Annotated in this window: 11 protein-coding genes and 1 tRNA gene; 6 read left to right on the forward strand and 6 right to left on the reverse strand. The window is 59.5% G+C overall.

Annotation, left to right across the window (positions count from 1 at the left end):
- Positions 1-84: 84 nt before the first annotated feature.
- The gene (polA, locus tag BM399_RS13195) at positions 85-3,069 is read right to left on the reverse strand and encodes a DNA polymerase I (protein WP_244531246.1); all 2,985 of its coding nucleotides are present in this window, start codon (positions 3,067-3,069) and stop codon (positions 85-87) included.
- A 256-nt stretch (positions 3,070-3,325) separates the two neighbouring features.
- Here polA and BM399_RS13200 point away from each other — a divergent pair, with 256 nt between their 5' ends.
- Positions 3,326-3,643, forward strand: coding sequence for a hypothetical protein (locus BM399_RS13200; RefSeq protein WP_092868263.1), 318 nt, complete (start codon positions 3,326-3,328; stop codon positions 3,641-3,643).
- Between the two features lie 167 nt (positions 3,644-3,810).
- A tRNA-Arg gene (locus BM399_RS13205) sits at positions 3,811-3,887 on the forward strand.
- A 53-nt stretch (positions 3,888-3,940) separates the two neighbouring features.
- Here the strand turns inward: BM399_RS13205 and BM399_RS13210 are convergent.
- Positions 3,941-4,837, reverse strand: coding sequence for an AraC family transcriptional regulator (locus BM399_RS13210; protein ID WP_092868264.1), 897 nt, complete (start codon positions 4,835-4,837; stop codon positions 3,941-3,943).
- Positions 4,838-4,987: 150 nt separating this feature from the next.
- On the opposite strand from BM399_RS13210, the gene BM399_RS13215 reads away from it, so the two are divergent.
- A complete protein-coding gene (locus BM399_RS13215; RefSeq protein ID WP_092868265.1) occupies positions 4,988-5,713 on the forward strand; it encodes an SDR family oxidoreductase in 726 nt (241 codons plus the stop codon).
- Between the two features lie 139 nt (positions 5,714-5,852).
- Here the strand turns inward: BM399_RS13215 and BM399_RS13220 are convergent, their stop codons facing one another.
- The gene (locus BM399_RS13220; RefSeq protein ID WP_092868266.1) at positions 5,853-6,500 is read right to left on the reverse strand and encodes a TetR/AcrR family transcriptional regulator; all 648 of its coding nucleotides are present in this window, start codon (positions 6,498-6,500) and stop codon (positions 5,853-5,855) included.
- Between the two features lie 79 nt (positions 6,501-6,579).
- On the opposite strand from BM399_RS13220, the gene BM399_RS13225 reads away from it, so the two are divergent.
- Positions 6,580-7,413: an oxidoreductase gene (locus BM399_RS13225; RefSeq protein WP_092868267.1), complete on the forward strand. Its 834-nt coding sequence runs from the start codon at positions 6,580-6,582 to the stop codon at positions 7,411-7,413.
- 99 nt (positions 7,414-7,512) lie between these two features.
- Here BM399_RS13225 and BM399_RS13230 read toward each other — a convergent pair whose 3' ends face one another.
- A complete protein-coding gene (locus tag BM399_RS13230; RefSeq protein ID WP_244531247.1) occupies positions 7,513-8,583 on the reverse strand; it encodes a hypothetical protein in 1,071 nt (356 codons plus the stop codon).
- A gap of 341 nt (positions 8,584-8,924) precedes the next feature.
- On the opposite strand from BM399_RS13230, the gene BM399_RS13235 reads away from it, so the two are divergent.
- A complete protein-coding gene (locus BM399_RS13235) occupies positions 8,925-9,965 on the forward strand; it encodes a DMT family transporter (RefSeq protein ID WP_143117822.1) in 1,041 nt (346 codons plus the stop codon).
- Positions 9,966-9,994: 29 nt separating this feature from the next.
- Here the strand turns inward: BM399_RS13235 and BM399_RS13240 are convergent, their stop codons facing one another.
- Both BM399_RS13240 and BM399_RS13245 read right to left on the reverse strand, forming a co-directional pair.
- Entirely contained in the window at positions 9,995-11,233 is a 1,239-nt protein-coding gene (locus BM399_RS13240) for an MFS transporter (protein WP_092868270.1), read from the reverse strand.
- Positions 11,234-11,243: 10 nt separating this feature from the next.
- Positions 11,244-11,723: a MaoC family dehydratase gene (locus BM399_RS13245; RefSeq protein WP_092868271.1), complete on the reverse strand. Its 480-nt coding sequence runs from the start codon at positions 11,721-11,723 to the stop codon at positions 11,244-11,246.
- A gap of 617 nt (positions 11,724-12,340) precedes the next feature.
- On the opposite strand from BM399_RS13245, the gene BM399_RS13255 reads away from it, so the two are divergent.
- The gene (locus BM399_RS13255) at positions 12,341-12,949 is read left to right on the forward strand and encodes a TetR/AcrR family transcriptional regulator (protein ID WP_244531248.1); all 609 of its coding nucleotides are present in this window, start codon (positions 12,341-12,343) and stop codon (positions 12,947-12,949) included.
- The last annotated feature ends 35 nt before the right edge of the window (positions 12,950-12,984 follow it).

Genomic DNA, 12,984 nt, shown 5'->3' on the forward strand with positions numbered 1-12,984 from the left:
GGATAGAAACACGACCGACGCTCTAGGTTTTTGTTGTCGCATCGCTTTTGCACAAAACCGGTGCCCACTTTTGTGCACGATGCTCTAGTGCGCCTCGTCCCAGTTGTAGGCGGCTTTCGCATCGACGTGGATCGGCACCGATAGCTTGACGGCTGGTTCGCCCGCCGTCTCCATCACCCGGCGCGCGACGTCGATGAGCTTTTGCGCATCAGCTTCAGCCACTTCGAAAACGAGTTCGTCGTGAACCTGCAGAAGCATGCGGGCTGAGTCCAGCTTCGCCTTTTCGATCGCGCCCGGCATGCGGATCATGGCGCGGCGGATGATGTCTGCCGCTGAGCCTTGTATCGGCGCGTTGATCGCGGCGCGCTCGAGGAAACCGCGCATAGACGGGTTCTTCGTGTTGATCTCGGGATAGTGAATTTTCCGCCCGAAGATCGTCTCGACGTGGCCGTGTGCATGCGCGTGCTTCTTCGTCGCTTCCATGTAATCGCGGATGCCGGGGAAGCGCTGGAAGTATGTCTTGATGTAATCGCTCGCTTCCTCGCGGCTGATGCTCAGCTGGTTTGCGAGGCCAAACGGCGAGATGCCGTAGATGATGCCGAAGTTGATCGCCTTGGCGCGTCGGCGCACTTCGCCCGGCATATCCTTGACCGGCACGCCGAACATTTCCGACGCCGTCATCGCGTGAATGTCGAGGCCGTCGGCGAAGGCTTTCTTCAGCTGCGGAATATCGGCGACGTGAGCGAGAACGCGCAGCTCGATCTGCGAATAGTCGGCCGAGACGAGCTTCATGCCCTTGTCGGCGATGAAGGCTGTGCGAATTTCGCGGCCCTCTTTCGTGCGGATCGGGATGTTCTGCAGATTGGGATCGGACGAAGCGAGACGGCCGGTCGTCGTCGAGGCCAGCGCGTAGCTCGTATGGATGCGGCCCGTCGAGGGATCGATGAACTCGGGCAATGCGTCGGTGTACGTCGAGCGAAGCTTCGAGATCTGGCGCCATTCGAGCATCGTATTGATGAGGCGGCGCGCATCGCCGTCGAGCTCCTCGTTCGCCGCGAGTTCGTCAAGCAGGTTGGCGCGAGTTTCCCATTGGCCGGACTTCGTCTTCTTGCCGCCGGGCAGCTTCAGGCGATCGAACAGAAGCTCTCCGAGTTGCTTCGGCGAGCCGAGGTTGAACTTGTGGCCGACCAGGCCGTTGATCTCTTCCTCGAGCCTGACGGCGCGCTGCGCGAACGCACTCGACAGCCGCGCGAGGATATCGCGATCGACCTTGATGCCCGCGTGCTCCATCGCGACGATGACGGGAACGAGCGGCCGCTCCAGCATCTCGTAGACAGTCGTCACGTGTTCCGCCGCAAGACGAGGCTTCAGGACTTTCCAGAGCCTCAGCGTCACGTCTGCATCTTCGGCCGCGTATTCGGTCGCCTTGTCGAGCGGCATCGCCGCGAAGGTCTTCTCGGACTTCTTGGCGCCCGGCGCTTGTCCCATTGCCTGCGCAAACGTCATGCAGGCGTGGCCGAGGTGGCGCTCGGCCAGCACATCCATGCCGTGCGCATTGCGTCCGCCGTCGAGCGCGTAGGAAATTAGCATCGTGTCGTCGAACGGCGTGACGTCGATGCCATAGCGCTTCATCACCAGCGCATCATACTTGATGTTCTGACCAATCTTCAGGACGGAGGGATCTTCGAGCAGCGGCCGCAGGACGTCCAATGCTTCAGTGATCGGAAGCTGCGGCGGCCGATTGTCGGCGCCGCCAAAGAGATCGTTGCTTGGCCCCGTGTGGCCGAGCGGCACGTAGCACGCTTCACCCGGTGCAACGGCGAGCGAAATGCCGACGAGGTCGGCGCGCGTCGCGTCGAGGTCCGTCGTTTCGGTGTCGAATGCGACGTAGCCTGTTTGACCTGCCTTCCTGACCCATTCCTCCAGGCGCGTTCGCGTCGTGATCGTTTCGTATTTACTGCGGTCGATCGCCTTGGCGCGCGCGATCGCCGTTCCAGCGGCGACGGCCGCTGCCGGAGTGGCACCCTCGAATGCCTCCTCTTCGGCGAGCGCCTCGATTTTATCCGATGTCGATTGCGCTTTGGATTTGAGGCTCGCGCCAACCGAGATCGCGAGCGGCGGCGGGGCTTCTGCTCCCAAGCCTTCGGCGATCCGCTTCGTAAGCGTGCTGAATTCCATCGCGCGCAGGAAGCCGAGAAGTGCATCGACCTCGGGATCGCGAACGCCCAGCGCATCGATTGCGATCTCGAGCGGCACGTCTTCTTTCAAGAGCACGAGCTGACGCGAGATGCGCGCCTGCTCGGCGAACTCGATGAGCTTTTCGCGCCGTTTCGGCTGCTTGATTTCGCCGGCGCGCGCCAAGAGCGTATCGAGATCGCCATACGTCGAAATGAGTTCGGCCGCCGTCTTGATGCCGATGCCGGGGACGCCCGGAACGTTGTCGACGGAGTCGCCCGAGAGCGCCTGTACGTCGATGACTTTTTCGGGCGGGACGCCGAACTTCTCGATCACCTCATCGCGGCCGATGCGCTTGGCTTTCATGCCGTCGAACATCGTGACGCCGGGGCGCACGAGTTGCATAAGGTCCTTGTCGGAGGACACAATCGTAACATCGCCGCCAGCGTTCACGGCCTCTCTGGCGTACGTCGCGATCAGATCGTCGGCCTCGTAGCGGTCGAGCTCAATGCAGGCGACGTTGAAGGCTTTTACTGCGTCCCGGATAAGGGGGAATTGCGGAAGCAGCTCTTCCGGCGGCGGCGGGCGGTGCGCCTTGTACTTGGGATAGATGTCGTTCCGGAACGTCTCCCGGCCGGCATCGAAAATGACGGCAATGTGGGTTGGCGCTTCGGACGCTTTCGACTCGCGCAAAAGCTTCCAGAGCATCGCACAGAAGCCGTGCACCGCACCTACGGGCAGCCCGTCGGAAGGGCGCGTCAGCGGGGGAAGTGCGTGGAAGGCTCGGAAAATATAGCCTGAACCGTCAACGAGATAGACGTGGCTTCCCTTGACGATCGGGACCAGTTCCGCCGCGCCAACAACTGAAGACTGCTCAATTTTGTTCTGCTGCATCTTTGCTCTTTTGGCCATGTCTCGGGCGGTTAGGCACGGGGCGACGGGAGACAATCGCGGCTATTCTCAAAACCGCGGGAAGGCACGTTCCTCGACGAAATCGCGGCCATTATCGCACGCTGGCGGACCAATCTGCCAATCCGGGCCGGCCGGTCCGTTGACAGCGCCCTCTGCCCCGTGGCTGATGTCCGCCAACACCTATGTAGGGTGCCGGCTGGGGAAGTTGCAAACCGTCACTTTGGGGAGACTATTTGTCATGCGCACAACCGTCAAATTCATGGCCGGCGTCGCCGCCGTTGCAGCGATAACTTCCGCTTTTGGGGCCGTCGACGCCCAAGCGCTGCCTCGCTGCCGCGCGCCCGTCGAAGGCGTTGCGACCGCAACCGGCATTCTGGGGACCGGTTCGGAGAAGGCCCGGATCGAGGCCCGCGAGAACTGGAAGAGCACGGTGCGCAACCTCTATGGTCCCCGCTACGCCGACTTCTGGAATGCACAGGGCAAGCAGTGGGACTGCAAAAAGGGCGCGATCCTGCTCGCGAAATGCGTCGTCGTCGCCAAGCCCTGCCGCTATTGAGCACCAGCGCGCCCGGGGCTTCCCCGGGGAAGGCGGGCGCAGGCTCATGACTAAACCGCAAAAAATAAGGTGAGGCGCCTCGTCTCACCTTTATTTTCGAGCAGTTACCGCGCCGCAGGCGTCTGCATTTGCGGCGCGTCGACGAATGGGCTATCAGTCTCGCCGAAGCACCCGTAGCTCAGCTGGATAGAGTGTCGCCCTCCGAAGGCGAAGGTCGCAGGTTCGAATCCTGCCGGGTGCGCCATCGCCAAAACATCGAATAAATCGGGTCGTGCAGCTTCACCGTAGTGTCGTTGGCTAAACCGTTGGCACGAAGTCCGCTGCCGCCTGCAAGCGCGCTATGTCACGCCGTGGCGGGACACCGAAGAGACGCCGGTACTCCCTGCTGAATTGCGACTGACTTTCGTAGCCGACTGCGAAGCCTGCCGATCCGGCGCTCACGCCTTCCGTCAGCATCAGCCGTCGCGCCTCCTGGAGTCGAAGGTGCTTCTGGTATTCCACAGGCGTCATTCGGGTGATCGCCTTGAAATGCGCGTGAAGCGAAGACGTGCTCATGCCCGCCGCGGCGGCAATGTCGTCAATCCGCAACCGCTGCTGATAGCCGCCACGGATCATCCCAATTGCGCGGCTCACTTGTCCCAAGTGGCTGTCTGCGGCCGCCATGTGGCGCAGCAGGGGGCCGTGCGGGCCGGTCAGCAGCCGATAAAGGATTTCGCGCTCGATCAGTGGCGCGAGCGTCGGCACGCTTTCGGGCCGCTCAAGAAGCGAAACGAACCGGCAAGCTGCATCCACCAAGTCCGGATCGCTCGGATACACAGCGAGGACACTCAGGTTTGACGATCGGACCGGAGCATTCTCAGCAATGATCAAGTCGGCGAGCGCCGGCAGATCAAGGTCAATTTTGCAGCAGAGGTATGGCGCGTCCGGGCTCGCGTCGATGACGTGTCCCACCAGCGGCAAGTCGACAGACACAAGAAGATATCTCGCAGCGTCGTAGATCACACTATGGTCCGCGAGGGACACGCGCTTCGAGCCCTGGGCGATCAGGCAAAGCGAGGCCTCGTAAACCGCCGGGACCGGCACCGTCGGCCGATCTGCCCGAATGAGCGACAGTCGAGGAACGGCCGTAGGCGCCATCCCGGATTCCGGGGCATGCCGCTTGATGAGTGCAGCGAGGGTGTTGATCCTTTCCATTGAACTTTGTTTCCCATCAACCCTAGGGCCAGCGCAAGCAGTGCTCGCACATTTGGAGAATCGTGCAAAGTCTGCGTGGTATCGCTCTAACGCCTGAGGCAGCCTCCGCTTCATCTTCCGTCCGGCAATTCCAACCGGAAGGAAGAGTGAATGATTGGAGTGAAAGACAAGGCCGTACTGATAACCGGTGCATCGAGCGGCATCGGCGAAGCGACCGTTCGCGAACTCGCCAAGGCCGGGGCTCGCCTGTTCATCGGTGCGCGGCGGGGTGAGCGCCTGAAGGCGTTGGCCGGGGAGCTAGGTTCGAACGTCGCTTGGCGCGAGCTGGACGTAACGGACGCTGCCGACTTCAGCGCCTTTGTCGACGCGGCTGAAGAAAAACTCGGGCGCATCGACGCGTTAGTGAACAACGCCGGCGTGATGCCATTGTCGCCGCTTGCCGCGTTGAAGCGCGACGAATGGAAGAAGATGATCGACGTAAACATTCACGGCGTTCTGAACGGAATCGCCGCTGTGCTCCCACGCTTCGTCGCGCAGCGGTCGGGACATATCGTCAATGTCGCGTCTATCGGCGCGCATATGGTCGTTCCCACCGGTGCTGTCTATTGCGCGACCAAATATGCCGTTTGGGCGATCACGGAAGGACTCCGTCAAGAGCACGACGACATCCGCGCCACGATCATTTCGCCTGGTGTCGTCGAGACCGAACTCGGGAACGACATCAGCGACGCACAAACGGCAGCCGCCCTCCAGGGCTGGCGGAAGAAATCGCTGACCCCCGACGCCATCGGCCGAGCGATCCGTTACGCCCTCGAGCAACCCGAAGGCGTCGATGTCAACGAGGTGATCGTCCGCCCGACCGCAGCCGGTATGTAGCGATCGCCGCGGCGTTTGCCCGGCCGCTGAGCCTGGAAGATGTCCATGTGCAAGTATGGTCGGCGTGGGACGTTCCTTGCCGGCCATGCATTGGGTTGCGGGCGATTGGGATCGACTGCCAAATGGCGGGTAAAAGACATCAGCGCCGAGCCGCTTTCTTCAGCAGGAGCACCACCTTGCCGCGCCGGTCCTCTTCCAAAAATCCGAGCATCAGCGAAGCGGCCGCCTCCTCAAAGGAACCCTCGAGTTCGTCGTCTGCGGTCTCTCCCGCCACCCAAAACGAGATGCAGCCCCGAAAACTATAGGCCAGTTGCCGAGGCAGAACAGTCTTCGCCAACGATTGGTGGATAGCGGCAACCCCCCTGAGGTCACCGAGCGCCGTTGCCCAAAGTCTCGTTGATTGCACCATCACTGCGCCGGGTTCTCCCGTCGCGGTTCCGAGCGAACCGACAATCCGCTTTGAAACGTCGGCTTGCTCACGCAGAACGCTTACTGCGATACGCCCCATCTTCAAGACACGGTCGACCGCGTCGCCCCTTGGCGTTGCCTCGCCGAACGTGTTTTCCATCCTCCCGATCCACCGCATCGAAAGCGCCTGCATGATCGCGGCCTTGCTTCCGAAATGATTGAAAGGCGTGGCGAAGCCGACACCCGCCTCCGCCGCCAAGGACCGCATGCTGAAATCAGCGGTATCGCTGCTTTCGAGAAGCCGTTCGGCAGCATCGAGAACCGCTTCACGCGCCGCGCGCCGATTTTGCTCTCGTAGCGACGGCTTATCGCTGATCATCTTGTCAACTCTCCGGTCGAATTCTATATCATGATATACTTATCATATCATGATATGATATTTGCAGGAAGGCGATCCCATGAAAAACAAAACATTTCTCATCACCGGCGTTAGCTCGGGACTCGGCAAAGCCTTTGCGGAGGGCGCGCTTGGGGCAGATCACACAGTCATCGGCACGGTGCGCAAACCGGAAGCGGCGGCGGCCTTCGAGGCTCTGGCTCCGGGGCGAGCGCACGCGGTCATCCTCGACGTCACGCGCTTCGATGACGTTGCTTCGACGGTATCCGAAATCGCGCGCAAGTACGGGGCCATCGATGTGCTGGTCAACAACGCGGGATACGGTCAGGAGGGCATTCTGGAAGAATCTTCCATTGACGACCTTCGCAGGCAGTTCGAGACCAACGTCTTCGCGCCGGTGGCTATGATCAAAGCCGTCCTCCCCGGAATGCGCGAACGCCGTTCCGGCCGCATCATCAACGTCACGTCGATGGGAGGCTTCATCACGATGCCTGGCATTGCCTATTACTGCGGCAGCAAGTTCGCCCTTGAGGGCATTTCCGAAGCGCTTGGTAAGGAACTCCGGCCGCTTGGCATCTTCGTGACGGCGCTAGCGCCTGGCCAATTCCGCACTGATTGGGCAGGACGATCCATGGAACGCGCCCCGCGCACCATCTCCGACTATGACGCCATCATGGATCCCATCCGGACGGCCCGCCAAACCAAGAGCGGACAGCAGCCCGGCGATCCGGCCAAAGCAGCGCAAGCGCTGCTTACCCTCGTTGAATCCGAGAATCCTCCGACACGCCTTTTCCTTGGGGGCGACGCACTAAAACTCGTCGGCGACAAGATCGAGAGCATGAAGTCGGAAATCGCCTCCTGGCAGGAAACGACTCTCTCGACCGATTTTGCGTGATCAACTGGCGAACTAATGCGCGGGATGACCGCGTTCAGAAAAGAGGCGCCCGGCGGTGGCAATCGCCGGGCGCCCAATCGCAGCTTGAGTGGAAGAAGCTCAAGCAACGTCATCCCATTCGCCGGGCGTCTTTTGTCCCGCCCACAGATACGGTTGCTGGAGTCCAATTCCGAATACGAGCGGAATAACGAGCGACCAGTTCACGCCCATGTAGGCGTACGTGAGAAGCTCCTCCATGCTTGAAAATACTGGCCCGATGAGTTTGGTCAGCAAGCTCGCGACGATTACGTCGATCACGAGATATGTCGCGCACGCGAGTATGCCGCCCCACGGCATCGGTATCTTCGAGAAGGGCCAGTTGTGTGTGATGATCGGCATCGCGTAGTTGATCGATGTCGCCGTCATGAAGCAGAGCAGCCAGAAGCTGTCGTCCGTGAAGTGCCCCATGCTCCAAAACGGCGAAATCGGCGATTTATCAAAATCCCAGAGTCCGGCAGCCGCAGAAATCTGGAACGATAGACAGGCCGTCGCGAATAGAATTGCCATTATCACGACCGCACGTCCGGGCTGAGGCAGGCCGCGCGTGAGGAATGTCAGCGTACCCGTTCCCAGTCCGACAAGCAGGAAGGGAAACCACCATGCGGGAATCCACTTCACCGCGGAGTGCGTGATCAGGTAGGTAAGACCGGCGAAAAGCAGCAGATGAATGAGCGCCTGGCGGTGGGGCGGCAGCTTCGCGACGAGGAAATTTCCACCCGCAAAGCAGAAGAAGGCGAGAAGGAACCACGTCGTTCCGACGAGCGGGAAAATGCCGTCTGCGCCGGGCCCGATCAAAAAGATGAGCTTCGCACTCCACCATCCGAGAACCCATGAGGCGATGACGAGTGCTGCGCCTCGGACCGTCTTGTCCTGGATGGAGTTGAACGGCCAAAAGTTGCAAACGACGAAGAAACAGGCCCACCAGGCAGAGAAAATCTGCCAGCTGACGTTATCAAGCCAGAACGACTTTGCGATATCATCTCCGCGCCACGGGCCGATGGGGTTTGCCGTGACCCAGAGGTTGACCAGATAGCATGAGACGATCGACAGACCGTAGATCCAGACGAAGCCGCGTACGGCCTCGCTCGGTCGATAAGGTGCAACGGCGGCCGACATTGTAGTAGCTGACACGCATTTCCTCCTTTTTTGTTTCCTGCCGTTGGCAATGCCAACAACAAGCGGACTTCTTATTTGAGGGAGTGCAGCGAGCGAGACCGCTCACCTCATCGCTTGTGCCGATCGTCTTTAGGAAGAAGAGCGTTGCGAGCGATTGGCGTCGCGTGGACGAAGCCCACGACGAGGTTGCCAACTGATAGAGGACATCGCTTCGCGTTCACTCGCGACCGTCGGCACACGGCAATCGGTCTTTCATCGGGCTTCCCCTCGTCGATTACTATTGTCATTTTGTTTGTATCGACCGGTACATACTGATACAGCTCCGTACAGAAATCAAGCGATTTGAATTTGGCCGAGTGCCAGGTGGGATTTTGGGCAACGCATCACGACTTCGATGGGGGCTGCTTTATGCGTTCATCGCCTGCATGTTCTGGTCGTCGCTGTACGTCAGAACAGACTTCGTCGCGCCCTACGGCACGGCCGACTTGGCCATCGTTAGATTTTCGTTTTCAACGTTGATCGCGATGCTCATCCTGCTCGCACGCGGGGGCTTGCGACGGATTTTCAACGAGCGAACGCGGGGCGAATGGCTTTTAGCATCGGCTCTCGGTTTTTTGGGATTTACCGGCTATTATTTTTTTCTCGCCACGGCGATCAAATATACGTCCGAGGTCATCACTGTTGCGATCATCGCGATGATTTCCGTCGTGACGCTGCTTGTGAACAATGCGCTGTATCGCGAATTCAAATGGCATGTGGTGGCATGGCCAGCGCTTCTGGGGGGCGCGGGCGTCGCGACGATCGTCTGGGGCCAAGTTCAAGCGGGAGCCTTTTCATTCACCGATAAGGGAATGAAGGGACTCATCGGTCTGGCCGCGGCATTGGTCGCGCTCGCGATGTGGAGCGCTTATCAGGTGCTCAATAAGCGCGCCCTTATTCGCTTTTCCGCAGTATCCGTCGAAGATTGGACGTTACTGACGCTCATTGGCGGCGCGATCGCGTTGCCGCCGCTTCTCGCCATTCTTCCAGCGTCGCCGATGAGCGAGGAATTCACACTTTATTCGCAACCTCTAGGACCATCCACATTACCATTGCTGGGATGGGGATTGTTTCTGGCTATCGGCGCTTCGCTGCTTTCCCTGAGTTCTTGGAATCGGGCGCAGAAATATCTTCCGCCTACACTCAGCGGCCAATCCGTCGTGTTCTTGTTGCCGCTGGTCTTTGCACTCGGCTGGTACTATGGGCGCTTCTCGACCAACGCGTTCGCGATGCTGACGGGTATAGGACTTCTTTTCCTTTCGGTTGGCGCGACGATCATTCTCCAGCACTCTCCGAAGTGGCTGCCAAAGAGTTTCCGCTCAAATGCGAGGCGGGCGTCAAACGCGGATAGCGTTTGACGCCGCATCATCGGGTGGGCACGAGGTGGCTATCTCAACCCGTGGCCGATCTTTACGGCCTCGGGCAGATGTCTCAGACGAAACATCGCTATCGTGCCGATCACGGGCCCGGGTACAAGCACGAGGAAGGCCCATTGCCATCCGCCCAAATAGTCGGCGAGCATCGGCACGACACGGATTGCAATAACGGTCAGCGCGAAGCCTAGACCTAGCTGCAGTGCCAGCGCCGTACCCACGAACGATGACTCCCCGACCTCCGTTACGATCGCGGAGAACTGCGCGGAATCGCCGATCACAGTCACTCCCCATACCACCGAGATGAGCAGGAAAACCCAAAGCGGCGCATCGAATGAGAAGCCGATGAGCAGCGCGCAGAGTCCGGACAACGCCATCATGATCGATGTCGTTGCCGTGCGCCCGATTCGATCGGCCATGGCGCCACCGACAACGCACCCGATGATGCCCGATCCGATCACCGCGAACGTAATCAGGGAAGCGCTGGACGTGCTCAATCCTCGTTCCTGCAATGCCGCCTGGGCGAAGGCCAAGAACCATCCCCACATTGCGTACAGCTCCCACATGTGGCCGAAGTAGCCAATGTTGGCGAGCATCACCGGTTTGTCGCGCAGGACCCGTCCGATCTGGCGAGGGTCGAATGTCGCGCGCGCAAACGGGTTGGGTCCCTCGACGGCGTACCGCGCCATCAGCAGTGCGCCGCCGACCGTCATGATCGACGTCGCGCTGACGACCAATTTCCAATTCAAATCCGTCGTTATCGCGCGCAAGAGATGCGGAAAGGCCGAGCCAAGCGTCAACGCCGCGATCACACAACCAAGGGCCAAGCCCCGCCCTCGGACAAACCAGGTCGAGATGAGTTTCAGGGCCGGCGGATAAACTCCCGCGAGCGCCATTCCCGTTATGAAGCGCAATGCAATCGCAACCTCGGCGTTCGGAGCGGCGAGCAGCGCGAGATTCGCCGCCGCAGCGAGCGCTGCAGAAGCCGACATCAGGGTGCGCGCGGAAACGACGTCGGGAAGATTGAAAAAGCTTGCGCCGAGCGCTCCAACGACGAATCCAATTTGCACGGCATTCGTCAGCCACGCAGCGGCACCGGCATCAAGCGACCAGACCGCGCGAAGTTCGGACACGATCGCAGTCGCGGAAAACCATGTCGTCATCGAAAGCACGATTGCTAAGCTCAGAATCGCGAGCATTTTCCAGCGCGATTCGTCGAGCGCGCGCTGGCTCGAATGCGAAGTCACCGTCATGAGTTTCCCTCTACTCCACCGCAACCTGCTTGGCGGTCATATGTCTGCGCAACGGCGACACATAAACGACCGCCGAGCCTGAAAGGCATACGCTCCCGTCTTCGCCATAGATCGTCGTGATCAGCTCGCAGATGGGTTTGTCATCACGCACGGATGTGACCTCGACCTCCGCCGTGATCATCTCATCCACGCCGACAGCGCGAACGAACCGCCAGTTCACGCCAAGAAAAACAGTGCCAGGCCCTGGAAGGTCTTCAGCGACGATCGCATTGAGAAGACCTGAGGTGACACCCCCTTGGACGATTACGCGACCGAAGGCAGATGCCTCCGCGAGTTTCTGGTCGTAGTGCAATGGATTGTAGTCACCCGTCATTTCAGAAAAACGCGTGATGTCCTCTTGCGAGGTCCGGCGCGAGCGTCGCGCCCGCGACCCGACGGTCGGTTTTCCGTTCAGCGTGTCTTCCCAAACACTCGTGGCGGATGTCCCCATTGCGCTAGTTCCTTTTGGGCTTGTTTTTATTCTGCGCGACTGAACTTGCATGCGCACCGCGCCCACTCGAGAGTTCGAGCGGCAGCACGGATTTCAACGAAACACAGGCTGTGGCGCCCGCAGTTCTGAGGATGCACGGCCAAACTCCGCGCTTGGCAAGCCGCCACAAGCGGCCGCACAACCGGTCTATGGAACCTGCGAGATTTCGCGAATGAATTTGGTCTCCAAAAATGATTTGGAAAACCCGAAGCGAAGAGCTCGATATTTGGGGCGTGGCCTGTCCGATATCGCAACTAGCCTGTATGCTGATTTTCTCGGATTTTTCTTTTTCGCACTCGCAAAAAAAATGCGATGCTGTCGCTAGGGCGACGGAGTGTGGTTGACTCAAAAGCAGCGTCATTTCGGGCGTCGCCAAGTTCCCAATTGTATGCTGTTATCGTAAAGTACGACGGTCATTTGGATTAAGCCGACGAACAGTTTTGGAGGCCTTCTTGTCACGCTCAGATTTGAAATCGCCGACCCGGGCGGGACGAAAGCGACAATCATCAGACCTTGACCTTAGCACTAGTGTACCGACTAGTCCACACACACATTGGTCTGCGGATAGCGATAGAAATATGCGAAATGGAAAGCCGACCGTCGCCGGGGGTCAGCAATACGAGCGAATTCAGAAGATTGCGGCGGACTTGTTTGCGACGCGAGGCTATCGCGCCGTGGGTGTCGCAGAAATCGGGGAAGCGGTCGGATTAGGCAGGGGCGCGCTTTATTATCATATAAGCAGCAAGGAAGATTTGCTGTTCAACATCGCGGTTCGATATATCGAAGATCTGGTTGTTGCGGGTAGAGACTCGCTTGCCTCCGAGCCCGATCCAAGAAAGCGGATTTATATCCTTAGCCGCAATCTGATGCACACTATCTTCGCCAACCTGCCGGAAATGACAGTCTGCTTCCGTGAAGCCGATTGCCTCACCGGTCAACGGCATCGGATCGTATCCGAACTCCATCAAGCGTATCAGGACATCTGGACGACGACGTTCCGGGAGGGAGAGAAGAAAGGACTTTTCCGTTCTCTGCCAACGGTTGCGATAAAGGGCATCCTAGGGATGTACTTCTACAGTTTCCTTTGGCTGAAGCCCTCAGGCCGAAAATCATCACGCGAGATCGCCGACGTGTTCGCAGACATGGCGTTGTCGATCGCAGAATCCAAAGGGCGGCAAGCTCCTTGAAGGGGGCCGCCGCTCTGGCTCAGCGGCGACAGCTC

This window comes from Hyphomicrobium facile (assembly GCF_900116175.1).
In the GTDB taxonomy this organism is placed as follows: Bacteria; Pseudomonadota; Alphaproteobacteria; order Rhizobiales; family Hyphomicrobiaceae; genus Hyphomicrobium_B; species Hyphomicrobium_B facile.